25 protein-coding genes are annotated in these 25,377 nt (G+C 69.0%); 14 read left to right on the top strand and 11 right to left on the bottom strand.

Features of this window, described 5'->3' with window-relative positions; genetic code table 11:
* Window positions 1-127: 127 nt before the first annotated feature.
* The 4 genes from MRBLWH13_RS16940 to MRBLWH13_RS16925 all read right to left on the bottom strand — a co-directional run bounded on the left by MRBLWH13_RS16940 (window position 128) and on the right by MRBLWH13_RS16925 (window position 5,150).
* Window positions 128-1,045 carry a glycine betaine ABC transporter substrate-binding protein gene (locus MRBLWH13_RS16940; protein ID WP_341956079.1) on the bottom strand — a complete coding sequence of 306 codons (918 nt, stop codon included), beginning with the start codon at window positions 1,043-1,045 and terminating at the stop codon, window positions 128-130.
* Between the two features lie 100 nt (window positions 1,046-1,145).
* Complete coding sequence (locus tag MRBLWH13_RS16935; protein WP_341956078.1) at window positions 1,146-2,177, bottom strand: proline/glycine betaine ABC transporter permease; 1,032 nt, start codon at window positions 2,175-2,177, stop codon at window positions 1,146-1,148.
* Window positions 2,177-3,478 (bottom strand): glycine betaine/L-proline ABC transporter ATP-binding protein, encoded by a 1,302-nt coding sequence (locus tag MRBLWH13_RS16930; protein WP_341956077.1) that lies wholly within the window; start codon window positions 3,476-3,478, stop codon window positions 2,177-2,179. Before MRBLWH13_RS16930 ends, MRBLWH13_RS16935 begins: the two co-directional genes overlap by 1 nt.
* 469 nt (window positions 3,479-3,947) lie before the next feature.
* Complete coding sequence (locus tag MRBLWH13_RS16925) at window positions 3,948-5,150, bottom strand: methyltransferase (RefSeq protein ID WP_341956076.1); 1,203 nt, start codon at window positions 5,148-5,150, stop codon at window positions 3,948-3,950.
* Between the two features lie 61 nt (window positions 5,151-5,211).
* Here MRBLWH13_RS16925 and MRBLWH13_RS16920 point away from each other — a divergent pair, with 61 nt between their 5' ends.
* The 7 genes from MRBLWH13_RS16920 (at window position 5,212) to MRBLWH13_RS16890 (ending at window position 11,213) form a co-directional block, all read left to right on the top strand.
* Window positions 5,212-5,868, top strand: a complete 657-nt coding sequence (locus MRBLWH13_RS16920) for a TetR family transcriptional regulator (RefSeq protein ID WP_341956075.1) — start codon at window positions 5,212-5,214, stop codon at window positions 5,866-5,868.
* Complete coding sequence (locus MRBLWH13_RS16915; RefSeq protein WP_341956074.1) at window positions 5,865-6,932, top strand: ABC transporter ATP-binding protein; 1,068 nt, start codon at window positions 5,865-5,867, stop codon at window positions 6,930-6,932. Before MRBLWH13_RS16920 ends, MRBLWH13_RS16915 begins: the two co-directional genes overlap by 4 nt.
* The gene (locus tag MRBLWH13_RS16910; protein WP_341956073.1) at window positions 6,929-7,729 is read left to right on the top strand and encodes an ABC transporter permease subunit; all 801 of its coding nucleotides are present in this window, start codon (window positions 6,929-6,931) and stop codon (window positions 7,727-7,729) included. The genes MRBLWH13_RS16915 and MRBLWH13_RS16910 overlap by 4 nt, the downstream gene beginning before the upstream one ends.
* A 188-nt stretch (window positions 7,730-7,917) precedes the next feature.
* Complete coding sequence (locus tag MRBLWH13_RS16905; RefSeq protein WP_341956072.1) at window positions 7,918-8,328, top strand: GntR family transcriptional regulator; 411 nt, start codon at window positions 7,918-7,920, stop codon at window positions 8,326-8,328.
* Window positions 8,325-9,242, top strand: a complete 918-nt coding sequence (locus MRBLWH13_RS16900) for an ABC transporter ATP-binding protein (RefSeq protein WP_341956071.1) — start codon at window positions 8,325-8,327, stop codon at window positions 9,240-9,242. Before MRBLWH13_RS16905 ends, MRBLWH13_RS16900 begins: the two co-directional genes overlap by 4 nt.
* Window positions 9,242-9,928 (top strand): hypothetical protein, encoded by a 687-nt coding sequence (locus MRBLWH13_RS16895; RefSeq protein WP_341956070.1) that lies wholly within the window; start codon window positions 9,242-9,244, stop codon window positions 9,926-9,928. Before MRBLWH13_RS16900 ends, MRBLWH13_RS16895 begins: the two co-directional genes overlap by 1 nt.
* Before the next feature lie 172 nt (window positions 9,929-10,100).
* A complete protein-coding gene (locus MRBLWH13_RS16890) occupies window positions 10,101-11,213 on the top strand; it encodes an aromatic acid exporter family protein (protein WP_341956069.1) in 1,113 nt (370 codons plus the stop codon).
* Window positions 11,214-11,262: 49 nt separating this feature from the next.
* Here MRBLWH13_RS16890 and MRBLWH13_RS16885 read toward each other — a convergent pair whose 3' ends face one another.
* The gene (locus MRBLWH13_RS16885; protein WP_341956068.1) at window positions 11,263-11,844 is read right to left on the bottom strand and encodes a helix-turn-helix domain-containing protein; all 582 of its coding nucleotides are present in this window, start codon (window positions 11,842-11,844) and stop codon (window positions 11,263-11,265) included.
* 75 nt (window positions 11,845-11,919) lie between these two features.
* Here MRBLWH13_RS16885 and MRBLWH13_RS16880 point away from each other — a divergent pair, with 75 nt between their 5' ends.
* Window positions 11,920-13,233 carry an MFS transporter gene (locus MRBLWH13_RS16880; RefSeq protein WP_341956067.1) on the top strand — a complete coding sequence of 438 codons (1,314 nt, stop codon included), beginning with the start codon at window positions 11,920-11,922 and terminating at the stop codon, window positions 13,231-13,233.
* Between the two features lie 68 nt (window positions 13,234-13,301).
* On the opposite strand, the gene MRBLWH13_RS16875 is transcribed toward MRBLWH13_RS16880, so the two are convergent.
* Window positions 13,302-14,093, bottom strand: a complete 792-nt coding sequence (locus MRBLWH13_RS16875; RefSeq protein WP_341956066.1) for an SDR family oxidoreductase — start codon at window positions 14,091-14,093, stop codon at window positions 13,302-13,304.
* Between the two features lie 114 nt (window positions 14,094-14,207).
* On the opposite strand from MRBLWH13_RS16875, the gene MRBLWH13_RS16870 reads away from it, so the two are divergent.
* Both MRBLWH13_RS16870 and MRBLWH13_RS16865 read left to right on the top strand, forming a co-directional pair.
* The gene (locus MRBLWH13_RS16870) at window positions 14,208-14,708 is read left to right on the top strand and encodes a MarR family winged helix-turn-helix transcriptional regulator (protein ID WP_341956065.1); all 501 of its coding nucleotides are present in this window, start codon (window positions 14,208-14,210) and stop codon (window positions 14,706-14,708) included.
* 88 nt (window positions 14,709-14,796) lie between these two features.
* Entirely contained in the window at window positions 14,797-15,255 is a 459-nt protein-coding gene (locus MRBLWH13_RS16865) for a GyrI-like domain-containing protein (RefSeq protein ID WP_341956064.1), read from the top strand.
* A gap of 3 nt (window positions 15,256-15,258) precedes the next feature.
* On the opposite strand, the gene MRBLWH13_RS16860 is transcribed toward MRBLWH13_RS16865, so the two are convergent.
* The gene (locus MRBLWH13_RS16860) at window positions 15,259-15,477 is read right to left on the bottom strand and encodes a hypothetical protein (RefSeq protein WP_341956063.1); all 219 of its coding nucleotides are present in this window, start codon (window positions 15,475-15,477) and stop codon (window positions 15,259-15,261) included.
* A 216-nt stretch (window positions 15,478-15,693) separates the two neighbouring features.
* Here MRBLWH13_RS16860 and MRBLWH13_RS16855 point away from each other — a divergent pair, with 216 nt between their 5' ends.
* The 4 genes from MRBLWH13_RS16855 to MRBLWH13_RS16840 all read left to right on the top strand — a co-directional run bounded on the left by MRBLWH13_RS16855 (window position 15,694) and on the right by MRBLWH13_RS16840 (window position 21,542).
* Complete coding sequence (locus MRBLWH13_RS16855; RefSeq protein ID WP_341956062.1) at window positions 15,694-16,320, top strand: sigma-70 family RNA polymerase sigma factor; 627 nt, start codon at window positions 15,694-15,696, stop codon at window positions 16,318-16,320.
* A complete protein-coding gene (locus tag MRBLWH13_RS16850; protein ID WP_311243843.1) occupies window positions 16,317-16,799 on the top strand; it encodes a hypothetical protein in 483 nt (160 codons plus the stop codon). Before MRBLWH13_RS16855 ends, MRBLWH13_RS16850 begins: the two co-directional genes overlap by 4 nt.
* A gap of 120 nt (window positions 16,800-16,919) precedes the next feature.
* Entirely contained in the window at window positions 16,920-18,497 is a 1,578-nt protein-coding gene (locus tag MRBLWH13_RS16845; RefSeq protein ID WP_341956061.1) for a S8/S53 family peptidase, read from the top strand.
* 609 nt (window positions 18,498-19,106) lie between these two features.
* Window positions 19,107-21,542: a CHAT domain-containing protein gene (locus MRBLWH13_RS16840; protein ID WP_341956060.1), complete on the top strand. Its 2,436-nt coding sequence runs from the start codon at window positions 19,107-19,109 to the stop codon at window positions 21,540-21,542.
* A 231-nt stretch (window positions 21,543-21,773) separates the two neighbouring features.
* Here MRBLWH13_RS16840 and MRBLWH13_RS16835 read toward each other — a convergent pair whose 3' ends face one another.
* The 4 genes from MRBLWH13_RS16835 to MRBLWH13_RS16820 are packed head-to-tail and all read right to left on the bottom strand — an operon-like array spanning window position 21,774 to window position 25,359.
* Window positions 21,774-22,550: a DeoR/GlpR family DNA-binding transcription regulator gene (locus tag MRBLWH13_RS16835; protein ID WP_341956059.1), complete on the bottom strand. Its 777-nt coding sequence runs from the start codon at window positions 22,548-22,550 to the stop codon at window positions 21,774-21,776.
* A 27-nt stretch (window positions 22,551-22,577) separates the two neighbouring features.
* A complete protein-coding gene (locus MRBLWH13_RS16830; RefSeq protein WP_341956058.1) occupies window positions 22,578-23,432 on the bottom strand; it encodes a class II fructose-bisphosphate aldolase in 855 nt (284 codons plus the stop codon).
* Window positions 23,429-24,370, bottom strand: a complete 942-nt coding sequence (locus tag MRBLWH13_RS16825; protein WP_341956057.1) for a hexose kinase — start codon at window positions 24,368-24,370, stop codon at window positions 23,429-23,431. Before MRBLWH13_RS16825 ends, MRBLWH13_RS16830 begins: the two co-directional genes overlap by 4 nt.
* Window positions 24,367-25,359, bottom strand: a complete 993-nt coding sequence (locus MRBLWH13_RS16820; RefSeq protein WP_341956056.1) for an ROK family protein — start codon at window positions 25,357-25,359, stop codon at window positions 24,367-24,369. Before MRBLWH13_RS16820 ends, MRBLWH13_RS16825 begins: the two co-directional genes overlap by 4 nt.
* Window positions 25,360-25,377: the final 18 nt, after the last annotated feature.

Raw genomic sequence — 25,377 nt, 5'->3', positions numbered from 1 at the left:
AGGAATCGTGATCGAAGATCACGCCCGCTGACGGGCGCTGGACACAGCGATGGGCGGAGGATCCGCATCGGATCCTCCGCCCATCGGAGAGTGATTCGCCCCCTGCTGCGGAGCGAGCAGAGTCAGGTCAGCTGACGACCCAGTCGAAGGCGTCGCCGTGCTCCTCGAGCCAGGCGTCGACAGCATCCGCTTCCTTGCCCTCGCCGTACTCGTTCACGACGAGGTCCTCGAGCGAGCCGTACTGCTCGTCGTCGAGCTTGATCTGCTCGATCAGCTCAGCGGCCTCGGGGAACTCCTCGGCGAAGCCCTTCGTGCCCAGGAAGTGCAGAGCCTCGGACTCGCCCATGGCGCCCTTGGGGTCTTCGAGGTCCTTCAGCGGGAAGGCGTCGTTGGCCCAGAACGGACGCCACAGCGTCACGACGATGTCCTCTTCCTTGTCGGTCGCGGACTTCAGCTCGGTGAGCATCGCCGCGGTCGACGAGGTGACGAGCTCGTACTCGCTGTCGAGACCGTACTCGGGCATCATCTTCTGGGTCTGCGCGGTGAGACCGGCTCCGGGCTCGATGCCGAAGATCTTGCCGTCGAACTCGGAGCCCTTGCCCGCGAGGTCCTCGATCGAGTTCAGCTCGGAGTACTCCGGAACAGCGATGGTCAGCTTCGCGTTGTCGTAGTACGCGCCGAGGTCCTCGATGTCGTCGCCGTAGGTGTTCATGTACTCGGCGTGAGTCAGCTCGGGCCAGGCCGACGGGTAGATGTCGACGTCGCCCTGGGCGAGGCCGGTGTACAGCGGGCCCGCCTCGGTCAGCGTCTTCATCTCGACGGTGTAGCCGATCTTCTCCAGCTGGTCCTGCAGCAGGTACGCGGTGCTCAGGCCGTCGGTCCACGAGGGAAGGAACCCGAGGGTGATCGTGCCCTTGTCGCCCGAACCGGTGTCTCCACCGCCGGTGCTTCCACCGGTGCCGCCCATGCCGTCGCCGCTGCATCCGGCGAGGGTCAGGGTCGCTGCGGCTCCGAGGGCCGCGATCGTCAGGAACTTCTTCTTCATGTGTATGTCTCTCTCGTTACGTATATATGGGTGCTGTGTTGCTGTACTGCGGTGTTGCTGCGTACTGCGGTGTTGCGTGTTCTCTTGTGGGAGGGATGAGTCAGTGCACGCCGCCGCCGACGGCGGTGCGGCGCGGTGCGGCCTTCTGGCGCTCGGCTTCGTCCTCGGCATCCTTCGCAGCGGCCGCCTCAGCCGATGCGGGAGCGGATGCGGTCGAATCAGTCACCTCCGACGCTGCGGATGCCGCGGCGAGGCGCTTCTGCGTGCGACGACGAGCCAGCAGGCCGAGCAGCGACGAGCGGTTGCTGCCCAGGTCGCCGAGCGCTGCCGTGACGCGGTCGAGGAACACGGCGATGAGCACGACGCCGAGGCCCGCCTCGACGCCCTTGGCGATGTTGATGGTCGAGATCGCCTCGACGACGATCTTTCCGAGGCCGTCGGCGCCCGCCATTCCGGCGATGACCGCCATCGAGAGCGCGAGCATGATGACCTGGTTGACGCCGGCGAGGATCGTCGGCATCGCGAGCGGAAGCTGGATGCCGCGAAGGATCTGCCCCGGCTTCGCTCCGAACGCCTGACCTGCCTCGACCGTCTCGGAGTCGACTCCGCGGATGCCGAGCTCGGTCAGCCGCACGCCCGGAGGAAGCGCGAAGATCACGGTCGCGACGAGACCCGGAACGACGCCGATGCTGAAGAACACGATCGCCGGGATCAGGTAGACGAACGCCGGCATGGTCTGCATGAAGTCGAGCACGGGCTTGAGCACCGCACGAACGGTGGCGTTGCGGGCCGACCAGATGCCCAGCGGCACGGCGATCAGCACCGCGATCACGGCGGCGACGAGCACGAGGGCGAGAGTCTGCATCGCGGGAACCCAGAGGCCCATGGCGACGATGAGCCCGAAGGAGACGACCGTGCCGACAGCGAGCTGCCACGAGCGCACGAGCCAGGCGATGAGCGCGGCGATCACGATGATGACCACGAAATGCGGGCTGAGCAGGGCGCGGGTGAGTCCGTCGACCAGGAAGCTGACGACGAACGAGATGACGTCGAGCAGACCGTCGAGGTTCGTCTTGATCCAGTCGACTCCGGTCGCGACCCAGCTGCCGAGGGGAATGCGGAAACCATCCATCAGCGCACCTCCTCTGTCTTCACGGCGTCCGCCGGGTCGGCGGTCCACCCGTCATCGAGCACTGCGTCGATCTCGGCCTGCGGCATCGGAAGAAGCGGCAGGGTGAGCTCGCCGGTGGCGCCAGGGCCGGGACCCAGGGCTGCGAGCAGGGTGATGCGCGGGATCACACCGACGAGGCGCCCCTCGGCATCCACCACGGCCAGGGGCAGCGGCGACTCGACCGACGGGATGAAGAGGTTCATCAGGACCTCGTCCTTGCTGACGCTCTGCGGCACCGGCTTGATGATCGACTCGAGCGTCGACACACCCTGACGAACGAGCTTGACGGCATCCCGGTCGGTGACGATGCCGCGCAGCTTGCGGTCGCGGCCGGTGACGTAGGTGGCCGACATGAACGCATCGCGCATCTGACGCAGCGCCGTGCGAGGACCGGCGGTGTCGGCGACGACCGGGCGCGGGCGCTCCATGACGTTCGCGGCCGTGAGCACCCGGGCTCGGTCGACATCCTGCACGAACTGCTCGACGTAGTCGTTGGCGGGGTCGGTGAGGATGTCCTCCGGCGTGCCGATCTGCACGATGCGACCGTCGCGCATCACGGCGATGCGGTCGCCGAGGAACATGGCCTCGTTGAGGTCGTGGGTGATGAAGACGATCGTCTTCTGCAGCTTCTCCTGGAGTTCGAGCAGCTGCTCCTGCATCTCGCGACGGATCAGCGGATCGAGGGCGCTGAACGCCTCGTCCATGAGCAGGATGTCGGAGTCCGCCGCCAACGCACGGGCGATGCCCACGCGCTGCTGCATGCCACCGGAGAGCTCGGACGGAAGCTTGTCGGCCTGGCCCTCGAGACCCACGAGCGCGAGGATCTCCTCGGCCTTCTTCAGGCGCTCGTCCTTGCCGACGCCCTTCAGCTCGAGCGGGTAGGCGACGTTCGCGGCGACCGTACGGTGCGGCAGCAGAGCGAAATGCTGGAACACCATCGAGATGCGGTCGCGGCGGATCTCCCGCAGACGCGACGACGGGATGCCCGTGATGGGGTCGCCGTTCACGACGACGGATCCGTCGCTCGCCTCGTGCAGCCCGTTGAGCATGCGGATGATGGTGGACTTGCCGGAGCCGGAGAGCCCCATGATCACGAAGATCTCACCCCGGTTGACCGTGAAACTGGCGTCGATGACGGCGGCGGTTCCTGCGTCGCTGACTGCGGATCTGCTCTCACCGGCCTTCAGTCGACGGACGGCACTGCTCGGATTCTTCCCGAACACCTTGTACAGATTGCGCGCTTCAAGAGCGATTTCGGACACGTTTCCCCTGCGGCTCGCCTTCGGGTGGCTGAGCCTGCTTCGGTTACGCCCGGGTGATCCTCCCGGCCGTTTCGACATGGTGCTGTGGCGGCGCGGACGGCGGATTTCGGATCCACCGCGATAGAGCATCGACCGTACGTCCACGCCTCTTCGCAGCACAGCACATTCGAAAGAAGGACGTGGTCGCGGACTGGTCTTCGGGCCGTCAGGCCCACCAACCAACGTAACGAAATGGCCGGTCAGGGGCAAATCCGCAATTCCGAGCAACGTTCAGTTCCGTCGGCTGACCGGGGGATTGTGCGGGTTTCGGACATGCGTGCGAGGTCGGGCGTGGCGGGGGTGCGACACGGGTCAGCGGGCGCGTCGCGACGCCGTGGCGTGCGCTTCCGAAGTCCCTGTGCACCTGCGAAGTCCGGATCCCGGGAGGTCGGACTCGCGAGGCGCTTTCGGACTCGCGAGGCGCACGCGGTCAGCGACCGATGCTGCGCGTCACCGTGAACTTCGGCGTGCGCTCGAGCTGCTCGGTGGCGCCGACGAGGCGGGTGAGCTCGGCGCGGTAGCCGAGCGACGAGTTGTAGACCGTGAACAGCTCTCCGCCGGGCCGGAGGATGCGGGCCGCGGCCTCGAACAGACGTGTCGCTGCCCCGGTGTGCACGCTGCTGCCGAGGTGGAACGGCGGGTTGAGCAGCACGACGTCGGCGCTGGCGTCCGCGATCTCGGACCCCGCGTCGTCGTGCATGACGGTGACGCGGTCCGCGACGCCGTTCGCGGCGACCGTTGCGCGGGCGGAGGCCGCTGCCGCTGCCGATCTGTCGGTCGCGATCACGTGGGATTCGGGGTGCGCGAGAGCGTACGAGGCGGCGAGCGCGCCGGTTCCGCAGCCCAGGTCGACGACGACCGGGGTCGGGCTCGGCTCTTCGGCGTTCACAACGCAGCATGAATCGGCCGCATTGGCCGGGTCTGGGGCGTTTTCAGTCCGTGCCGGCTCATTCGTGCTGAATTGTGAACCGTGGAGGCCGAGCACCTCGAGCAGAACACGCGTGCCGATGTCGAGCTTCGCGCCCGCGAACGCGCCGCCGTGCGCGACCAGAGTCAGTCCGTCGTGCTGCGCTGTCACGGGGAACGGCGGCTCTGACGGCACCGGTCGCGACTCACTCGCGATCACCAGGCGGGATTTCCGTTCGGCCCGCTGCGCCTGCACATGCACGAAACCGCGCCCGAGCACCTCGTTCTGCGCGATGGTCATGTGCTTCACCCGGCCGCCGGCGACGAGCACGACATCCGGGGCGGCCCAGCGCGCCACGGCATCCGCGATCTCCGCGAGCTCGGCGAGCGCCTTGGGCAGCTGCAGCAGCACGAGTCGTGCCCCGTCGAGCAGGGTCGCATCGAGTTCGTGCGACGAGAACCCCGACAGACCGAGCTCATCGGCGTTGCGCGCGAGAGCACGCCGTCCGGTCGCGAGGTCTTGGTGCACGCGCACGCCGTCAAGACCGGCGGCCGTGAGCGCGAGCGTGATCGCGCCGTACTCGTCGCCGATCACCGCGATCTCGCGCCCTTCGGTCTCGAGCGAGAGAGCACGGTCGACCAGCAGCAGGTCGGTCGCGTCATAGGCCTGCAGATTGTCGGCCTCGACATCGGGCCAGCGACGCAGGCGGCTGTAGGGGAAGTCCACGCCTCAAGACTACGAGCGGCACCCCTTGACGCAGACTGAACACTTGTTTAGTCTGCTGTACATGCGTTCAGCTTCTGACGATCTCACCGCACGTGCCCGCATCCGCGACGCCGCGATCGCCGCCTTCGCCCGCGACGGATTCGACGCCACCAGCATGCGGACGATCGCCGCTCAGGCCGGCGTCAGCGCGGCGCTGATCGTGCACCACTTCGGCGACAAGAACGCCCTGCGCACAGCGTGCGACGACTATGTCGTCGGCGTCTTCATCGACGAGGATCACGACCTCATCGTCGCGCCCACCCGCGACCGCATCCGCACCGCCCTCAACGACCTCGAACGCTACGGCCCCTACATCGACTACCTCGCGCGCATGCTCGCCGACGGCTCGGCCGCCGCCGATCGGCTGTTCGACAGTTTCCTGGCCAACACCCGCGATGTGCTCGCCGATCAGCGCGAGGCCGGGATGCTCGAGCCGATGAGCGACCCCGAGATGACGACGATGTTGCTGACGCTGATCGGACTCGCCCCCGTCGTCATGCGCGCGCAGGTCGCTCGCGCACTGGGCACCGACCAGCTGAGCCCGGCGGGGCTTCTGCGCACCACCCTGCCGACGCTCGAGCTGCTCACCCACGGCATCTATTCGACGACCGCACTGCTCGACGGCGCGCGAGACGCACTCACGCCACAGGCGAACGCCTCGGAAGGAGACGCATCATGACCGACACGATCGAGATCGACCGTCTGCACAAGCGCTACGGCAGCCGCATCGCGCTGCACGAGCTCGACCTGCACGTACGACCCGGAACGGTCTTCGGGCTCATCGGGCCGAACGGCGCCGGCAAGACGACCACGCTGCGCACGCTGGTCGACATCATCCGACCGTCGTCGGGCTCCGTGCGAATCCTCGGCGAAGACCCGCGACATGGCGGAGCGGCACTGCGTCGACGCATCGGGTACGTACCGGGCGAGCTCCACCTCGAGGGCCGATCGAGCGGGCATCGGATGCTGTCGTTCTACGCCCAGGTCTCGGGCAGCCGCCACGCCGCTGCCACGGTGCAGACCGGCCGCGATCTCGCCGACCGCCTCGGCGTCGACCTCTCGCGCCCCGTCCGCACACTGTCGAAGGGCAACAAGCAGAAGGTCGGGCTCATCCAGGCGTTCATGCACCGGCCCGAGCTGCTGATCCTCGACGAACCCACCAGCGGCCTCGACCCCCTGGTGCAGCGCGAGTTCCTGCAGATGGTGCGCGAGGCGAAGGACGCGGGGCAGACCGTGCTGCTCAGCTCGCACGTGCTCAGCGAGATCCAGCAGACCGCCGACGAGGTCGCCGTGCTCGCGAACGGCCGGGTGGTGGCCGACGGCGACGTCGCCTCCCTGCGGCTGGGTTCGATCCGACGGGTGCGCGTCGAGCTCGCGACAGCGGATGCCGCGGCAGCCCGCGCCGGCTTCGATCGGATTCCGGGGCTGAGCGGCATCGATGCGACGGGTGCCGACGGCATCCTGCAGCTGTCCGGCACGATCGACGGCGCCATCGATCCGTTCATCAAGGCACTCGCGCCATTCGAGGTGCGAGACCTGACGGTCGAGGAACCCGACCTCGAAGAGTCGGTGCTGCGGTTGTACGGCGACCCGGCGGCATCCGCCCCGGCATCCGCGATACCCCAGGCGGCTGCCGGGGCAGACGCCACCGCGGCACCGACCCGGAGATCACGACACGACGGGCGCGACGGGCGCGACCGGCACCACGGCTCACACGGCTCCGATGAGGGGGCCGGGCGATGACCGGCATCCTTCCGGTGTTCCGGCGCAACCTGCGCGAGTCGTGGCGGAGCTTGCTCGGGTGGACGGTCGGCCTCGCCGCCGTGCTGTTCCTCTACCTGCCGCTGTATCCGAGCATCGGGGGCAACGGGCAGATGCAGGACATCATCGACGCCCTTCCGAAGCAGCTCGTCGAGACCATCGGGTACGACCAGATCTCCAGCGGCGCCGGATACACGCAGAGCACGTTCTACGGGCTGATGGGCTTTCTCCTGCTCACGATCGCAGCGGTGATCTGGGGTTCCTCCGCAATCGCCGGGGCGGAGGAGAGCGGACGAGCCGAACTCGACCTCGCACACGGCATCGGCCGCGGTCAGTACGCACTCGAGTCGGCACTGGCCGTGCTCGTCCGGCTGCTCTGGCTCGGCGCGTTCTCGGGCATCGTCGTCTGGGCGTTGAACGACTCCGCCCAGCTGGGTCTCGAGGGCTGGTGGATCGTCGGAGCCAGCGCGGCGCTCACCGGACTCGCGTTCCTCACCGCATCCGCAGCCCTGCTCGCGGGAGCTGCGACCGGGCGTCGGATCTGGGCGACCGGGGTCGGCGCGGGAATCGCCGTCGTCGGGTACATCCTGCAGGCCCTCGCCAAGCAGTCGAAGGATCTCGACTGGCTGAACGCGCTCTCGCCCTATGCGTGGGTCTACCGGCAGTCGCCACTCGCCGAGGGCGTCGATCCCGGCGGATTGGCACTGACCTGGGGCCTCGCGATCGCGTTCGTCGCGGCGTCGGCGCTCGCGCTCTGCGGCCGCGACCTCCGCGGCTGACGTCTCGTACGGGGAGGGCGGATGCTGCGGCATCCGCCCTTCTTCGCGTCCGCCCCGCCGGCCCCGCCCCGCGGCATGGGCGGCTCAGACAGCGGAGCAACCAAGGGAGCAACCAGCACCCTTGACACGATCGAGGTTCAGTGGTTACCTAGTCGAGTAACTAACCCACTAACCACTGCGGAGGACTCGTGATCGAAGAAGGCAAGCCGCTCTTCCTCCAGATCGCCGAGCAGATCGAGGACTCGATCCTCGACGGCTCACTCGAGGAGGAGTCGCAGGCGCCCTCGACGAACGAGCTCGCCGGCTTCTACCGGATCAACCCCGCGACGGCAGCGAAGGGAGTCGCCATGCTCACCGACAAGGGAGTGCTTTACAAGCGCCGCGGCATCGGCATGTTCGTCGCCACCGGGGCGAAGGACCTGCTCCTCGGCGAGCGCCGCGCCGCATTCGCCGACCGCTACATCGACCCGCTCCTGGCCGAGGCCCGCACGCTGGGGCTCGGCGCCGAAGACCTCGCCGCACTGCTCCGCGAACGGGCGGCGCGGCCAGACCACCGCACAGACCCCGCAGCCCACACAGAAGGGAAGACCACCGCATGACCGCCGTCATCGAGGTCCAGAACCTCACCAAGCACTACAAGGAGAAGAACGCGCTCGACGACGTGTCGCTCAGCCTCGAGGGAGGCGCGATCTACGGGCTGCTCGGCCGCAACGGGGCGGGCAAGACCACGCTCATGTCGATCCTCACGGCGCAGAACTTCGAGTCGTCCGGAACGGTCCGCGTCTTCGGCGAGCACCCCTACGAGAACACCAACGTCCTCAACCGGATCTGCTTCGTCCGCGAGAGCCAGAAGTATCCGGATGACGCCTACCCGCGTCACGCGTTCAAGGCCGCGAGCCTGTTCTTCCGCAATTGGAATCAGGAACTCGCCGACGAGCTCATCGAGCAGTTCCAGCTGCCGATGAAGCAGACGATCAAGAAGCTCTCGCGCGGCCAGCTCTCGGCCGTCGGCGTGATCATCGGTCTCGCCTCCCGAGCCGAGCTGACCTTCTTCGACGAGCCGTACTTGGGTCTCGACGCGGTCGCCCGTCAGATCTTCTACGACCGCCTGCTCGAGGACTACGCCGAGCACCCGCGCACGATCATCCTCTCGTCGCACCTGATCGACGAGGTCTCGAACCTCATCGAGAAGGTCATCGTGATCGACAACGGCAAGATCCTGCTCAACGAAGACACGGATGCGGTGCGCGACCGCGCCGTCACCGTGGTCGGAGATGCTGCCAAGGTCGACGCCTGGGCCGCCGACCGCGAGGTGCTGCACCGCGAGGCGCTCGGCCGCGTGGCATCCGTCACGGTTCTCGGCCATCTGTCACCCGACGAGCGCGCCGAGGTCACGGCATCCGGTCTCGATCTGGCTCCGGTGTCTCTGCAGCAGCTCATCGTTCGACTCACGCAGAAGGCCGAGGCGGGCGCTGCCACCAGAGCCTCGTCCACGAAGGAGGAGGTGCGCTGATGCGACGCACACTCAACGTCATCCGCCTGCAGCTGATCAACCGTCAGACCTTCATCGCGGTGCCGCTGATCGTCCTCGGCTCCGCGGTCGTCATCTCGGTGCTGATCTACGCGATGATCCCGGGCGACCAGCCGAAGTACGGCGGAGGCGGCCAAGCCCCGCTCTGGTACTTCTTCGCGATCGGCATCTCGGCCATGACGCTCACGTTCCCGTTCTCGCAGGCGATGAGCATCACCCGACGGGACTTCTTCTTCGGAACGCTGCTCACCGCGATCCTCGGCAGCGCGTTCATGGGTGTGGTGTTCCTGATCGGCGGCGCCATCGAGACGCTGACCAACGGATACGGCGTCAACGGCTACGTGTTCTACCTGCCGTGGCTGTGGGAGGCGGGTCCGCTCGGGGCTTTCATCGTCTACTTCACCCTCGCTCTCTTCCTGTTCGTCATCGGCTTCACCGGCGCGACGATCTACAAGAGCTGGGGCCCGACGGTGCTCACCATCGTCGGCGTCGGCCTCGCACTGGTCCTCGTCGGACTCGCGTTCCTCGCGACCAGGCTCGACCTCTGGGGGCAGGTGTGGACCGGCATCCTCGATGCGGGTGCACTCGGACTCGCACTCTGGGGACTCGTCGCCACAGTGGTGCTCGTCGGCGTCTCGTTCCTCGCGTTCCGCCGAGCGATTCCCTGAACCTCCGGGTCTTCGAGATCCGCTCGACCCTCGACGCCGGTCGCTCCTCGCGGGGCGGCCGGCGTCGTCGTGTTCCCACCCGCTACCCGCCGCGAGCGCAGGACGCAACCCGGTGCGAGCACGGAGGCGCAGCGGATAGCGTCACCTGCGGGGAGGATGACGAAGGGATGCCGTGAGCAACATCACCACGCGACTTCGAGCGCGCCGCTCGGGGGCCGCGCTCGAGATCCGCGAAGCCGTGCATCCGGCCCGCCTCCTGCTCGTGGCGAAGACCACGCTCGCCGTGGGTCTCGCCTGGACGATCGCCCCGCACATGCCGGGCATCACCGACGAGTACCCCTACTACGCCCCGCTCGGCGCGCTCGTGAGCATGTATCCGACTCTCATGGGGTCGCTGCGGTCGGGACTGCAGACGCTGCTGGGCCTCGCCACCGGCATCGGCCTGGCCCTCCTCGTCGTGATCACCGTCGGCCCGACATGGTGGACGATCCCCGCCGTGGTCGGGGTCGGCATGCTCATCTCCGGCACCGGCTGGTTCGGCGCCGCCCGCGAATACGTGCCGGTCGCCGCGCTCTTCGTGCTGATCATCGGCGGCCAGAACGCCGACGACTACTCGCTCGGGTATCTGGTGCAGATGGCGGTCGGCGTCGCCATCGGGCTCATCGTCAACGTGGTGATCGCACCGGCTCCGCTGACGCTCGCCGCCGCCGCACGGGTCGACGCGTTCCGCGAGCAGTTGAGCACGCATCTGCACGACATCGGCTCGGCCGTGTCGGAGTCCTGGCCGCCCGAGCACGAGAAATGGGCGAACGATGCGGCATCCCTCGCCGATACGACCTCCGCGCTGCGACAGGCACTGGCCGATGCGGACGACAGCCGTCGCGGCAATGTCAGGGCGCGCGGCCGACGGGGCGAGACGCAGCACATCCACGCCGACCTGACGCGCCTCGATCGAGTCGCCCACCTCATCCGCGACATCTCCGACGAGATCGCGGACACCATCTGGGATCGGCCGGGCGCGCTCGTGCTCGACCCCGCGCTGCCCGAGCCGCTGTCGGCCGCCTGCCATGCGGTCGCCGAGGTCGTCGCCCAGGAGGAGCCGGTGACCGCCGCAGATCACCGCGCGAGGGCCGAGGCAGCGCGGGCGATCCGCCTGCTGCTCGAGACGGTCGACGACCGCACGATCGACGTGCACCGCTCGATGGGTCCAGGCGTGCTCGCGGCCATGCACCTTCGTCGCATCCTGATCCTCAGCGGCCACCGCGAACCGGACGCACCGGAGTAGCCGTCGTCGCCGGAGTAGCCGTTCGTCCGGGAACGGCCGTTCGCCGCCGTCAGATGGTGTCGTCGGCCGCGAGGACGTCGATCTGCCACGGTCGTCCGGCCGGGTCTTCCTTGTCGTGGGCATCGACCGCCTCGGTGATGACCTCCTGCACGCGGTCCATCACGGCTTCGAACTCGGCCTCGGTGAGGCGCACGATGCGCTGCGAGAACGCGGCATGCATCTCGGTCGCGCGGCCCGAGAGGTACTCGGGCGTCCAGGCGATCACGCGGCTCAGCATGTCCTGATGGTCGTCGGCGACCGAGCGGACCATGGCGGTGCCCAGGGCCTCGTCCGGCACGGGATGCTCGGGGTCTCCGACATTGAAGGATCCCCTGCGCGACTTCCAGACGCGGTCTCGACGGTCGCGTGCGTGCTCGGGAGCCTCCTCGATGAGGCCCGCGTCGGCCAGGACCCGCAGGTGGAAGCTCGCGCTGTTGGCCGGCACGTCGAGGTCGGCAGCGACGTCGGCCGCACGCAGGTGCTCGCGACGCGAGAACAGACGGATCATCCGTCGACGCAGCGGGTGGGCGTAGGCCTTGAGCATCGCCGACGTCATCCAGACCTGATCGTCGCCCTTCTTCGCCTCCGCCATACCGAGAGTGTATCCGCACCGGAAGTTGCGCAATAAGTATTGCGCAACTGTTCTTGCGCAATTACGGTGAGTACCATGACGACCGTGACCGAGCCCCACCGCCTGTGGCGCAACACCCGTTACCTGACCTGGCTCGTGAGCGACACGAGCAAGGGGCTCGCGGCCGCGCTGTTCGCCTTCGCGATCCCGCTGCTCGCCCTGATCGTCACGAACGACCCCGCGCAGGCCGGCATCATCGGCGGCGCAGGCATGGTCGCCCGGCTCCTGCTCACACTCGCCGGCGGCATCCTCGCCGATCGCCACCGGCGCATCCTGCTCATGCTGATCGGCTCGCTCATCGGCATCCTGCTGGCGGGCGCCTTCACCCTGCTGGCGCTCGGGGGCGCGCTGACCTTCGCCACGCTCCTCATCGCCGACGTGCTGCTGGCCGCGCGCAGCGGACTGTTCGACGTCGCCGGCGAGAGCGCCATCAAGGAGATCGTGCCCGACGAGGCCATGGGCCGTGCGCAGGCCGCGAACCAGGGGCGTGATGCCGCGATCCAGCTCGCCGGCGGCCCCCTCGGCGGCCTGCTGCTCGGCGTCGGCGGATGGCTCGTCGGAGCCGTCATGACGCTCTGCCACGCGGTCGCGGCAGTGACGGCGTGGATGCTGCAGCGCGAGGTGCGCCGCGCCGGGATCGTCGACACGGGAGCGGGTGCCGATGCCGATGCCGCGGGCACCGAACCGGAAGACGCCCGCGCGAAGACCACAGCGTGGGCCGAGCTGCGCGAGGGATTCAGGTGGTTGCTCTCACGACCCGATCTCGGCGGCGTGCTGCTCATCATCACGGTCGTCAACCTGGGCTTCAACGCCGCGATCACGACCACGATCTATGCGCTGCAGCAGGACGGCTACTCCGAACTCCTCATCGGTTCGCTCAGCGCCGCCGTCGGTGGCGTGATGCTCGTGGGGGCGATCGTCGCGCCGACGCTCGTGCCCCGCATCCGCGCCGGTGTGATCGCGATCAGCGGGCTCTCGGTCGTGGCGATCGGCACGATCGTGCTCTCGATGGTCACCGAACCGTGGGCGATCGTGGTCGTGCTGGGAGCCTCGGTGCTGCTTCTTCCGGCCCTCAACGCGGGGATGATGGGCTACTTCATGGTCGCGACGCCGACACAGCTGCTCGGCAGGGCGAACAGTGCTGCCGGCGTTCTCGGCATGGGCGCGCTGCCGCTCGCTCCGCTGATCGCCGGCTTCGGACTCACCTGGATCGGCCGCGAATGGACGATCCTCGTCTGCGCGGCCCTCTGCATCGTCGCCGTCGCCCTCGCCCTGGGCAACCGCGCCCTCCGAGCCCTGCCGATCGAGTCGCGCTGGGCCGAGCACGCGAAGCAGTACGAGAACGCCTGAGGCGCACTCCTGTCGATGTCCCTGTCTTCACTCGGGGCCGGCCGCAGACGTCGGATGCTCCGAGGTCGTCAGAGCATCCCGGTGAGCACGCCCCCATCGGCGCGGAGCGCCGCGCCGTTCGTCGCCGACGACAGCGGGCTCGCCAGATACGCGACCAGGCTCGCGATCTCCGTCGGATCGATGAACCTCTCCAGCAGGGTCGTGCGATTCCGGCCGATGATCGCATCCTTCATCACCCCTACGGGGAGGGACTGAGCCTCGGCCACGGCTGCGACGGATGCGGCCACTCCATCCGAGAACGTCGGACCGCCGAGCACGGTGTTGACCGTGACCGCGGTGCCTCGGGTGAGCTTCGCCAGGCCGTTCCCCAGCGCGATCATCGCCGCTTTCGTCATGCCGTAGTGCACCATGTCTGCGGGCACGTCGACCCCGGATTCACTCCCGATGAAGATGATGCGCCCCGCACCCCGCGCGAGCATTCCGCCGAGCACGGCCCGCGACAGTCGCACACCGCTCATCACATTGACGTCGAAGTACCGCGCCCAGTCCTCATCGCTGATCGATGCGAAGTCGGCGAGACCGAAGAGCCCGACATTGTTCACGAGGATGTCCACATCACCCAGTGCGTCCGTCAGCCGCGCCACCTCCCCCGCATCCGAGAAGTCGGCCGCGAGTCCCGACACCCTGGCGCCCGGCTGCTCGCCGCGCAGACGCTCGACCGCCGCGTCGACGCGTTCTGCGGTGCGCCCGTTGAGCGTCACCTCCGCACCCTCTGCGGCGAGCTGGGCCGCGATGGCGTATCCGATGCCCTGGGTGGAGCCGCTGATGAATGCCTTCTCGTCGTGCAGCCGTAGATCCATGACCACTCCCCTTCGCGTCGCCTGGCAACGCATTCACTTGTTTGAGCAAGTAACTGTATGCGGATTGACTTGCCTGAGCAAGTGAATAACGAGCAGATGGCGTAGTGTCATGACATGCCTGAGCAATCGATCGACGATCCACTGAGCGCGGACGAGCTGGAGATCTGGGCGTCCGTCGCCACGCTGATCGAGCGCCTCCCGACCGCTCTCGACGCCCAGCTGCAGCGAGACAGCGGGCTCACCCATTTCGAACACGGCATCCTGTTCGCACTCGATTCCGCGCCTGACCGATCACTGCGCCTCAGCGTGCTCGCGAGCTACGCCAACTGCACCCTCTCGCGACTCTCCCGCGCTGTCTCTCGCCTGGAGGCGAAAGGATGGGTCCGCCGCGAGACCGACTCCGGCGACGGCCGGTTCACGCTCGGCATCCTCACGCCGAGCGGGCACGACAAGGTCGTGGAGTCCACTCCCGCGCATCACGCGCTGGTGAGGCGGGTGATCTTCGACAGCCTGACGATCGCGCAGACGCGCCAGCTCCACGTCATCAGTCAGAAGATCTCCACCGCGATCGGACCGGACGAGGCATGGAAGCCGCCGACCCTCGAGCGCCCATGAGGGGTGTCGGATGCCGGTGATCCTGTCGGATGTCGCCGTCGATGCGTAGGATCGGCCGAACCGAACATCCCTACCTGAGGAGACGACGATGTCAGCCCTGGAGATCAGCGAGAAGCCTCTTCCCTACGTCCGCCTCGCGACCCTGACCGAGAGGGTCGACACACAGCCCGAGGTCGCCGCCGTCGTCGGGCCGCTGTTCGACCGGGTGGCCGATGCGCTGCTGGCATCAGGGGCGACCCCGGGCCTGCCGATCGCCGAATACGACATGGACCGGCACGGCGTGCGCATCACCGTCGGCTTCACCTACGACGGCCCTGCGATCGACGGCCTCGTGATCGTCGAGCTGCCCGCCGTCGAGTCGGCATTCACCGCCACCCACCACGGATCCATGGCGACGATCGACGAGAGCTGGGGCGCGGTGAACGCGGCGATCACACAGCGGGGCGCCACGGCTGTCGGACCCTGCCGCGAGGTCTACCTGCAGTCGGAATCCGAAGATCAGGCCGACTGGATCACCGAGCTGCAGCAGCCGGTCGCAGCGGGCTGAGCGTCAGAGTGCGCCGGTGAGCGCCGCGACGCCGACCACCACCGAGACCAGTGCAAGCACCAGGGCGATCGCGATCAGCACGGCATGCACCTTGAGGAAGGTCGTCGCCTTGCCGTCGGCATCCCGTGCTCGCGGGTCGGTCGCGACGCGCTTGTAGAAACGGGGCCACACCAGCACGTTGAAGGCGGCGTTGAGGAACAGGACGACAGCGAGGGCGATCACCCCTCCACGGTATCGCCCGCGGCATCCGTCTCCCGCCAGCCGTCGCCCGCCTTCCGCCGGAATGCCCGCACCCCGGAGCCCGAAGCCCGAAGCCCGAAGCCCGAAGCCCGAAGCCCGAAGCCCGAAGCCCGAAGCCGATATTCCGATAAACAAACCGAGTACATGTATCACCGAGCCCTTGCCGTGCTCCTTAGTGGTGTGATCACAATGGGACTCATGATCGACGGCGCACCCGACGGCGCCGCCCTCGATCCTGCACCGGACGACGGCGCGGCACGCTGGAGGCGAGCCGCAGACTTCTTCGACGCATGGCGGGACGGCGACAGCCGCGCGATGGACGACCTCGTGCGGCTGATGACGCCTGTGCTCTGGCATGTCGTGCGCGCTTACGGTCTCGAGCGCACGCTCGCCGAAGATGTGATCCAGACGACCTGGTTGCAGTTGGTGCGCGGACACCGAGCGATCGCCGATCCGAAGGCCGTCTCGGCCTGGCTGACGACCACCGCCCGGCGCGAGGCCTGGCGCGCGGGCAAGGCCCACAACCGGCTCGACACGACAGAGGCGGATGCTCTCGACGCGCTGCTCCCCGAGCAGGCCTCCGCCGAAGAACGTGCGGCGACCGGCGACGAGAACCGCCGACTCTGGACTGCCGTGCAGCGTCTCGCCGAGAGATGTCAGCGTCTGTTGCGCGTGATCGCGTTCGAGGAACGACCGGACTACGCACGACTCGCCGCCGACCTCGGAATGGCCGTGGGCAGCATCGGTCCGACGAGACAGCGCTGCCTGGCGAAGCTGCGAGACCTGCTCGATGCCCCGACACCGCAGACGGGAGGCACCTCATGAGCGAGAACGACGGCAACAACGGCGGCGACAACCATGAGGATGCCGAGCTCTTCGCGCACCTCCGGTCTCTGTGGCGCGACGTCGATCCGATGCCCGCAGCGCTGATCGATCGCATGATCGCGGCCGTCGCGACCGAGGGTCTGTCGGCGGAGTACGCGCTGCTGACCCTGGTCGAGCAGCCGCTCGGCGCGGTGCGGGGAGACGCGGACGCGCTGACCCTGCAGTTCAGCGACGGCACGACGAGCATCCTCCTGCACGTCACGGGCACCGCGAGCGGCGCGCATCGTATCGACGGCTGGGTCGACACGGCGGCAGGCCTGATCGAGCTCGCCCAGGGCGAGCGGACCCGCACCACGACCGCGAGCGACACGGGCCGCTTCGTGTTCGACGATGTACCCGACGGGCTGACGCTCGTGCGCCTCACCACGACGGTCGGCGACGAGCAGCGCACCCTGTCGACCCCGCAGTTCGAGTTGTGATCCACCGCGGGGCGACCCGCTCACACCGCGGGCCCGCCCGCACACACCGCAGGGCAAGTCCCGCACCTCGCAGGATTCCCCGCACAGGACGCGGGTCCGCCCGCGAGGAGAGGACCGACGATGGAGCAGCCCAAGGGGTGGAGCTGGCAGGACCGAGCGGAAGGATCGATCCGTCGAGGGACAGCACTGGATCCGTCCGTAGAGCCGGTCGACGGAGTCCGCGCGTTCCCGACCGCGTATCTGCAGGAGCGTCTGCTGATCACGCAGGACCAGGTCGACAACGGCCAGGAGGCATACGACCGGGAGATCCGCGAGCTGCGCGAAGCCGCCGGATCGTTCGGTTGGAATCTCGACATCGAGTCTCCGGATGCTCTCCGGGCCGCCGACCCGCTGGTCCCCGGCGTTCCCGGTTTCCTCCGGGCCCATCTGACGACCCCCGATGAACCCACGCGCGGTGAATCACCCGTGCCACCCGACGCCTGGCGCGTGCTGCAGCGCGCGCGACGCAGCTCGGGAACCCCGATGCCCCGGACCAGCCTCGAGCACGTGCTGTCGATCGACCCCGTGGGTCTCAATCCGTTCAGCCGCACGAACCCCTTCAGCCGCACGAACCCGTTCAGCCGCACCAACCCGGTCCGCGGCGCCGGAGGGGGCGCGGGAGGCAGCGATGACTACCTCGAACCAGGACGCGGCGCGCGTCAGCCGGTCGCATGGCTCGGCCCCGCACCACAGCGCACCGCGGCTCCGAAACGCGGCCGTCGCCCGGTGGTGGCGGTGCTCGACACCGGATGCGGCGTGCACGACTGGCTGCCCGACGACATCGTCACCCGGCACATCGAGCTCGACGGCGTGCCCGTCGGGCTCACGGACGACGCGGATCCCGAGCGCTACCCCGATCTCTACGGACAGCTCGACGGCGAGATCGACGCGGTCGCGGGTCACGGGACGTTCATCGCAGGCATCATCCGGCAGACCGCCCCGGAGGCCGACATCCTGTCGATCCGCATGGCCGGTGCTCTCGGCGTGATCGACGAGAGCACCTTCCTGACGACGGTCGCGCAGGTGGTCGAGCTGCTGCGCCGCCACCGTGAGGACCCGAAGACCGGGCATCCGATCGACGTCCTGAACCTCTCACTCGGGTACTACCACGAGTCCCCGGTCGACGGTCAGTTCAGCAAGACCCTCCACGCGCTGCTCACGAAAGCCCGTGAACTCGGATGCGTGGTCGTGTGCTCGGCGGGCAACGACGCGATCGATCGGCCGTCGTTCCCGGCATCCCTGTGGCCATGGCCCGGTGCCGACAACGGCATCCCTCGAGACAAGGATGCCCCGCACGTGTCGGTCGGCGCCCTCAACCCCTCGGCCCGCTCGGTCGCGCTGTTCTCGAACGTCGGTCCGTGGGTGCAGGTGTACGCACCGGGAGCCGCAGTGGTCAGCACCTCGCCGGCGTTCGTCGGCGGCGAGCAGGCCGCGACGAGGGCCGACGTCGACGGGCTCCGCCGCGAGACGATCGACCCCGACGACTACCGCGGCGGCTTCGCGATCTGGAGCGGCACGTCATTCGCCGCTCCGTACGTCGCGGGTCGCATCGCGGCGCAGCTCGGCACGGTGCCTCCGCAGGGGGTGAAGGCGGATGCCGCGGCCAAGGCCGTCGCCGCCGTGCTCAAGACGCTGCCGACACCGGTCGAGCGGGCGTAGGTGAAAGGGTGTCTGGCTCTATGCAGCCAGGCATCCCGTGAGATGTCGCAGGAAGCCAGAGCGCTAAGCGCTGGACTGGCGGTCCCGACGTATGGACGTCTAGAACGAGCGGGTATGCAGGATGAGTTTGGCGTGATTGCGGACTAAGGGGCCAGCGCCTGACTGCACAGGGCGTGCGCGACGAACGCTCCGATCACTATCAGGGCGATCCCGATCATGGGGACGAATGACATCGATCGTTGCCGTCCGAAGAGCAACGAGATCACTCCGGATGCAGCGACGACCACGACACACACCCAAGCAAAAGCGTCGATAGCGGCGTAGAGAAGAGTGCCATCACAGGTCTGCCCACACCCTGGCGCTCCGAGTTGGCGCATCCAGACAGTGCCCCACGCCGCAGTTGCGACGACGAGCTCCAGAACCCAGAGGAGGGTAGTTCGGAGCGGGCGTGGGGCACTGTCTGACATGAGGCCGATCCTAGGTGAAGTCCGTTGTCAGGTACTCGACGAGCTCGCGCTCGCTCCCGCCGCCCAGTCCCGACCGGCGGAAAGAACCTCGGATGCGGTCGCAGACCTTCCCTGAGGCCGAACTGACCGGCATTCTGGTTGGATGCCCCTGTCTGCGCGCGAGCTGCACCGGCGCGGCGTCGACGCGGCCAACTCCCGACGGTTCGCGCAGGCGCGGCGCGCTCTTGCCGCGGCATCCTCCCGCACCGACGACGACGACCTGCGGGCCCGCATCGACGGGACCCTGGCTTATGTGCTCGCGCAGACGGGTGAACCAGCCGAGGCCGAGCGGCTGTCGCGCGCGGCGCTGTCGCGACCGGGACTCAGCGCCGAGACCGTCGCCCTCGCGAACGGACAGCTCGGCACCCTGCTCATGCACGGCGGGCGCCTCGATGAGGCCGACAAGTTCCTGACGCGGGCGATCGGCAGTCTCGACGACGGGTCGATCGAGAGCGCTAACCTGCTGATGAGCCGAGCGATCGTCAGCATGCAGCGCCACCGCCTCGACGACTGCACCGCCGATCTTCAGCGCGCGATCGCCGCCTACGAGGCGCACGACCAGCAGGAGCCGCTCGCCGAGGCGCGCCACAACCTCGGCTACGCCGCGCTACTGGGCGGCGACCTCGTCACCGCACTCGGACTGATGACGAGCTCGCGCCCGATCCTCGCGGCCACCAGCGACCTCGCCGCGGCGATCAGCGACCTCGACCGCGCCGAGGTGCTGCGCGATGCGGGCCTGACGACCGAGGCCGAGGAACTGCTCGGCGCCGTCGCCGTGCAGTTCGGCGCGCAGCGCATGCGGCAGGCTCGCGGCGAGGCCGAGTTCCACCTCGCCCGATCGCTCCTGCGACATGACGCGTCCGCCGCGGAGCGCGCCGCCGCGACGGCATCCCGCCGATTCACCGCGCTGGGCAGTGCGGGCTGGGCCGCTCGCGCCGAGGCCGTGCGCCTCGAGGCCCGGCTGCGCGCCCGTCCGACGACGCCGCCCGTGGCCGAGGACTTCACGCGCACCGCCGCAGCACTCACTCGGGGCGGCTTCCGCACCGAAGCCGCCGCACTGTCGTTGACGGCACGGCTGGCCGACGGCGGACGGATGCCGCGACTCACCGCCGACGCCCCTACTCCGCTGCGACTGCGCGCCCATGAAGTGCGGGCCGCGAGGGCATCCGCCGCGGGCAGGGATGCCGACGCCCGCCGCTTCGCTGCCGAAGGCCTCGACCTGCTCACCGCCTGGCAGCAGTCGTTCGGCGCTCTCGACCTGCAGGCGTCAGTGGCGATGCACGGCACCGAGCTGATGTTCACCGGGCTCGCCGCCGCTGCACGATCGCGCGACCCCGAGGTGCTGTTCGAATGGTCGGAACGTGCCCGGCATCTGAGCCAGCAGGTAGCGCCCGTGCGTCCCCCGCACGACGCGGACCTGTCGTCGGATCTGGCCGAGCTGCGGATGCTCCGCGCCGACCTCGCAGGGTCCGACTGGACGACCGACGCTCGGGTGCGCGAGCTCCGCGACCGCGTGCGCGACCGGCAGTGGTCCTCGACCGGGGTCAGCGGCAGCCGTGAGCGTCTGGGTCTGCTCGAGACCCGTGCGCGGCTCGGCGACGACACCGCGATCCTCGCCTACGTGTTCACCCGCGACGAGCTGCTGTGCGTCGTGGCGACGGCATCCGGCTCGTCGATCGTCGAACTGTCGCTGCCCCGCATCGAGGCCGCGCTCGACGGCCTCCGCGCCGATCTCGATGTCGCCGCCCTCACCCAGGGCGGCCCGATGGCGTCCGTCGTGCAACGGTCGCTCGACGAGAGGCTGCGCCTGCTCGACGACGCCCTCCTCGCCCCGGCGCGCGCTGCGACGGGTGGTGCGACTCGTCTCGCGCTCACCGTGCCCGGCATTCTCGGCGGCATCCCCTGGGCGATGCTCCCGGGCATGACCGGCACGCCGTTCACCCTCGCGACCTCGGTCTCGCGCTGGCTGGGCGACTCCGACCGACCCCTCACCTCGTCACCGAGGAGGCAGGCGGGCTTCGCGACCGGCCCCCGCGTCGCGCGCGCAGAGGAGGAGGTGCGCCGAGCCGCCGCGGCCTGGAGCGGCGCGACGATCCTGACGGGTGACGATGCCCGCGTCTCGGCGGTCACCGAGCTCGCCGCGCACGTCGACGTGCTGCACATCGCCGCGCACGGACGCCATGCGGTCGACAACCCGCTCTTCTCGGGTTTCGAACTCGTCGACGGCACCCTATTCGGCTACGACGTCGATCTGATCCCGAAGACCCCCGACACGGTGGTGCTCTCGGCCTGCGAGCTCGGGCGATCCTCGGTGCGCTGGGGAGAGGAGGCGCTCGGCATGACCCGGGTCTGGCTGCACGCGGGTACCCGGTGCGTGATCGCGGCCCCGGTGGTCGTGCCCGACGACATCGCCTGCGAGCTTCTCGGAGCCGTGCACACCGAGCTCGCGAACGGCGTTGCACCCGCCGTGGCGCTGGCCGCGGCATCCGAGTCCACCGGAGTGAGGGCCCCGTTCCAGTGCCACGGAAGCGGCCTCTGAAAGTTTTCTCCACTCGATGTATCAGGACCTCGATGCCTCGCTCCTTATCTGCAGAAGGTGCCACGCGAAGGGCTTCGGGAACGAAGCGCGAGGGAGGCGCAGTCGAACTGGGGAAACCCTCGTGCACTGGGGAGTGTGAGGGAACGACAGGACACCATCTGCTCCGGGGATGTCGCGAGAGGGGTCGCGGCATCCCCGCAAGGAGTTCAACAGGAGAACGGGACCGCAGGATCAGGCGGTCAGCACCTCGTAGCCGGCCGCGCGCAGGCCTGCGAGAGATGCGGCGTCCGCGCCGTCGTCGGTGAGGAGAACGGGGAACAGCTCCGCACCGCCGACGGCCGCGAACGCGACGGTGCCGAGCTTGCTGCTGTCGGTGACGACCACCGCTCGACGCGCGCGCTCGGCCATCATCCGGTTCACGGCGGCCTCGCGTTCGTCCTGCGTGGTGGCGCCGGCATCGGCATCCATTCCGTTGACGCCGATGAAGGCGATGTCGAGGCGCACGCCTCGCAGCAGCTGCTCGACGAACGGGCCGACGAGTTCGTAGCTGCGCGAGTGGATGACTCCTCCCGTCACGACGACCTTGATGTCGGGGCGCGTCGCGAGCTGCGCCGCGATGTTCACCGCGTTGGTGACGACCGTGATGCCGGGGCCGGCCGCGAGGTCGTCCCGTGCGGCGAGCGCCGCCGCGATCGCCGTGGTGGTGGTTCCTCCGGAGAGCCCGACCACCATGCCGGGAGCGACGAGTGCTGCAGCGGCGTGCGCGATGCTCTCCTTCTGCTGCGTGCGCTGGTGGCTCTTGTATCGGATCGGCAGCTCGTAGGCGACGGAATGGGCGACCGCGCCGCCGTGCGTGCGGGTGAGCAGTCGCTGCTCGGCGAGCGAGTCGAGGTCGCGGCGGGTGGTGGCGGCCGATGCTCCGAAGCGCTCGACGAGCTCGTCGACGTTGACCTCGCCGTCGGCGGCCAGGAGGTCGAGGATCGCGTTCAGACGAGCGGCGCGCTTCATGTCACCATCCTGCCCGGTTCGCGCAGCTCACCCCGCCACCTCGGCGGTCTCGAGGGCGAACAGCCGAAGCATCCGTGCGGCCTCTCCTGCGAGTGCGTCACGGGCCGGAGTCAGGTACTTGCGCGAGTCGACCAGCTTCTCATCGGCGTCGAGCGTCGAACGGACAGCCCGGGTGAAGAAGCCGTTCAGGTGCGTCGAGACGTTGATCTTGGTCATGCCCGCCCGCACCGCGTCGGCGATCACGGAATCTGCGACGCCCGATGAGCCGTGCAGCACGAGGGGGACGTCGAGCGCGTCTCGCAGTCGGGCGATGAGGTCGAGGTCGAGGGATGCCGTGCGGTCGGTCATGGCATGCGACGATCCCACCGCTACGGCGAGCGCGTCGACGCCGGTCGCTGCGACGAAAGCGCGTGCCTCGTCGGGGTCGGTGCGCACTCCCGGCGCGTGGGCTCCATCTTTGCCGCCGACCTCTCCCAGTTCGCCCTCGATGTAGACATCGGCAGCGTGCGCCCGCTCGGCGACGGCCGCGGTGATCGCGACGTTCTCGTCGTAGGGCAGCGCACCGCCGTCGAACATGACCGAGCCGAAGCCCAGGGCGATGGCCTCGTCGACGAGCTCTGGCCGCTCGGCGTGATCGAGGTGCACCGCGACGGGCGTAGCTGCCCGGCGGGCGATCGCAAGAGTCGCCAGTGCGACCGGCTCGAGACCACCGTGATAGTCGGCGCAGTTCTGCGAGATCTGCAGGATCACCGGCAGTCCCGACTCGGCGGATGCACGCACCAGACCCTCGGCGGTCTCGAGGTGGATCACGTTGAACGCGCCGATGCCGGTGCCGCGTGTCGCGGCATCGGTCACCAGTTCGCGGGCGGAGACCAGGGTCACAGACGTTCCTCTCGAACGGTGGGGGTGAAGGGGGCGACGACGAGACGCGCGTCGAGCGCCTCCCAGTCGTCGGAGATCTCGCCGGCGAGCGGCATGAGCACGGCGGCGGCCGACCAGGCGGTCGCTCGGCGCAGGATCGCCTCGGGGTCGCGGATGCCGTCGGCGTAGAGCACCGCGCAGGCTGCCACTGCGGCATCCCCCGCCCCGGTCGGATTGCCCGCGAGCGGGGCATCGAGGCGGGCGTGCAGCACGTCGGATGACGTGACCGCGAGCATGCCCTCGGCACCGAGCGACAGCAGCACGAGGCCGACACCGCGCTCGATCAGCGACCGGGCGCCTTCGACGGGGTCGGTGATGCCGGTCGCCTCGACGAGTTCGGCGGCGTTGGGCTTCAGGACGGATGCTCCCGCATCCGCCGCGAGCAGCAGGGCGGGGCCGGACGTGTCGACGATCACGGGCACGCCCGTGTCCCGCGCGGTGCCGATGAGCAGTGGCAGCAGCGTCTCGGGTGCCCCGGGCGGAAGACTGCCGGAGATCACCAGCACCTGCGCGCCGGGGAGAGCGTCGACGACCTCGCCGAGCAGGGCCGCCCACTCGGGGTCTGTCGGGTTCACGCCGCGCTCGTTCACGATGGTGGTGTCGCCGAGCTCGTGGTCGACGATCGCGATGCTCTGCCTCGTGGCACCGACCACGGGCACGAGCCGGTGCGGCACACCGCTCGCTCCGAGCTCGGCGGCGAGCTCGACGCCGCTGCGACCTCCGGCCGTCGACACCGCAAGCACCGAGGCGCCCTGCGCGTGCGCGACTCTCGCGACGTTGAGGCCCTTGCCGCCGGCACGCACGGCACCGGCATTGGCCCTGTGCGTCTCGCCGAGGGTGAGTCGATCGACGTGCCAGGTGAGATCGAGCGCCGGGTTGGGGGTGACGGTGAGGATCATGCGAGCTCCCTCGCGCGCAGGGCCGCTCCGAGGATGCCGGCGTTGCCCGACAGCTCTGCGGGAACGAGTTCGGGGAGGCGGTGGAAGCTCAGGCGTTCAGCCAGTCGGGCGCGCAGTTCGTCGAAGAGCGCGCCTCCTGCACGCGAGAGGCCCCCGCCGATCACGACGGCTTCCGGGGCGACGACCGCGGTGAGCTGGGCGAGCGAGAGGGTCAGCGCGTCGAGCGCCGAGTTCCAGATCTCGGAGGCGACAGGATCGCCGTCCGCGGCACGTTCGATCACGTCTTTCGCACCGTCGGGGGTGATGCCGGTGGCCTCGCGATAGCGGCGCGCGATGGCACCGGCCGATGCCACCATCTCGAGGCATCCACGCGCACCGCAGGCGCACACGGGTCCGTCGGCGATCGGCGAGTGCCCGATCTCGCCCGCGTAGCCGCCCGCCGTATAAGGCTCTCCTCCCACGAGCAGAGCGCCCGCGATGCCGGTGCCGATGACGAGCACGACCGAGTTCGAGTAGGCGCGAGCGCCTCCGAGTCGATGCTCTGCCCAGCTCGCCGCGCGCACGTCGTGGTCGAACGCCACGGGGAGGCCGAGCTTCGTCGAGGCGAGATCGCGCAACGGCGAGTCGTGCCAGCCGAGGTTGCTGGCGAAGACGCCGAGTCCGGCACCCGCGTCGACGATCCCTGGCACCACCAGCCCGACCGCCTGCGGCACGACGCCGGGGTGATCGGCCTGCAGTTCGGCGGCGAGCACACCGAGGCGCTCGATCAGCACCTCGGTCCGGTCGCCGTCGGCCACAGGAGTCGGCGTTCGCCGCAGGCCCAGGGCCGTGCCGTCGGCGTCGAACAGCGCCGACTTGATGTCGGTGCCCCCGACGTCGAACGCGAGCACGGGTGCGCCCTCGCCGATCGTCCGCGCTGCGGCGAGCCGCTCACCCGACGCGTCGCTCACGACATCGGCGATGCGCTCCGCATCCTCAGGCCTGGTCATCGACTGCTCCGCAGGTGG

The organism is Microbacterium sp. LWH13-1.2 (genome assembly GCF_038397735.1).
Taxonomy (GTDB): Bacteria; Actinomycetota; Actinomycetes; order Actinomycetales; family Microbacteriaceae; genus Microbacterium.
This window is presented reverse-complemented; position numbering and strand designations above follow the sequence as displayed.

Excerpts from the sequence above, each read along its gene's own strand:
- MRBLWH13_RS16940 (WP_341956079.1), bottom strand. The coding sequence starts at position 1,045 with ATGAAGAAGAAGTTCCTGACGATCGCGGCCCTCGGAGCCGCAGCGACC.
- MRBLWH13_RS16935 (WP_341956078.1), bottom strand. The coding sequence starts at position 2,177 with ATGGATGGTTTCCGCATTCCCCTCGGCAGCTGGGTCGCGACCGGAGTC.
- MRBLWH13_RS16920 (WP_341956075.1), top strand. The coding sequence starts at position 5,212 with ATGCGTTCAGCTTCTGACGATCTCACCGCACGTGCCCGCATCCGCGAC.
- MRBLWH13_RS16915 (WP_341956074.1), top strand. The coding sequence starts at position 5,865 with ATGACCGACACGATCGAGATCGACCGTCTGCACAAGCGCTACGGCAGC.
- MRBLWH13_RS16910 (WP_341956073.1), top strand. The coding sequence starts at position 6,929 with ATGACCGGCATCCTTCCGGTGTTCCGGCGCAACCTGCGCGAGTCGTGG.
- MRBLWH13_RS16900 (WP_341956071.1), top strand. The coding sequence starts at position 8,325 with ATGACCGCCGTCATCGAGGTCCAGAACCTCACCAAGCACTACAAGGAG.
- MRBLWH13_RS16895 (WP_341956070.1), top strand. The coding sequence starts at position 9,242 with ATGCGACGCACACTCAACGTCATCCGCCTGCAGCTGATCAACCGTCAG.
- MRBLWH13_RS16885 (WP_341956068.1), bottom strand. The coding sequence starts at position 11,844 with ATGGCGGAGGCGAAGAAGGGCGACGATCAGGTCTGGATGACGTCGGCG.
- MRBLWH13_RS16880 (WP_341956067.1), top strand. The coding sequence starts at position 11,920 with ATGACGACCGTGACCGAGCCCCACCGCCTGTGGCGCAACACCCGTTAC.
- MRBLWH13_RS16875 (WP_341956066.1), bottom strand. The coding sequence starts at position 14,093 with ATGGATCTACGGCTGCACGACGAGAAGGCATTCATCAGCGGCTCCACC.
- MRBLWH13_RS16870 (WP_341956065.1), top strand. The coding sequence starts at position 14,208 with ATGCCTGAGCAATCGATCGACGATCCACTGAGCGCGGACGAGCTGGAG.
- MRBLWH13_RS16865 (WP_341956064.1), top strand. The coding sequence starts at position 14,797 with ATGTCAGCCCTGGAGATCAGCGAGAAGCCTCTTCCCTACGTCCGCCTC.
- MRBLWH13_RS16855 (WP_341956062.1), top strand. The coding sequence starts at position 15,694 with ATGATCGACGGCGCACCCGACGGCGCCGCCCTCGATCCTGCACCGGAC.
- MRBLWH13_RS16850 (WP_311243843.1), top strand. The coding sequence starts at position 16,317 with ATGAGCGAGAACGACGGCAACAACGGCGGCGACAACCATGAGGATGCC.
- MRBLWH13_RS16845 (WP_341956061.1), top strand. The coding sequence starts at position 16,920 with ATGGAGCAGCCCAAGGGGTGGAGCTGGCAGGACCGAGCGGAAGGATCG.
- MRBLWH13_RS16840 (WP_341956060.1), top strand. The coding sequence starts at position 19,107 with ATGCCCCTGTCTGCGCGCGAGCTGCACCGGCGCGGCGTCGACGCGGCC.
- MRBLWH13_RS16835 (WP_341956059.1), bottom strand. The coding sequence starts at position 22,550 with ATGAAGCGCGCCGCTCGTCTGAACGCGATCCTCGACCTCCTGGCCGCC.
- MRBLWH13_RS16825 (WP_341956057.1), bottom strand. The coding sequence starts at position 24,370 with ATGATCCTCACCGTCACCCCCAACCCGGCGCTCGATCTCACCTGGCAC.
- MRBLWH13_RS16820 (WP_341956056.1), bottom strand. The coding sequence starts at position 25,359 with ATGACCAGGCCTGAGGATGCGGAGCGCATCGCCGATGTCGTGAGCGAC.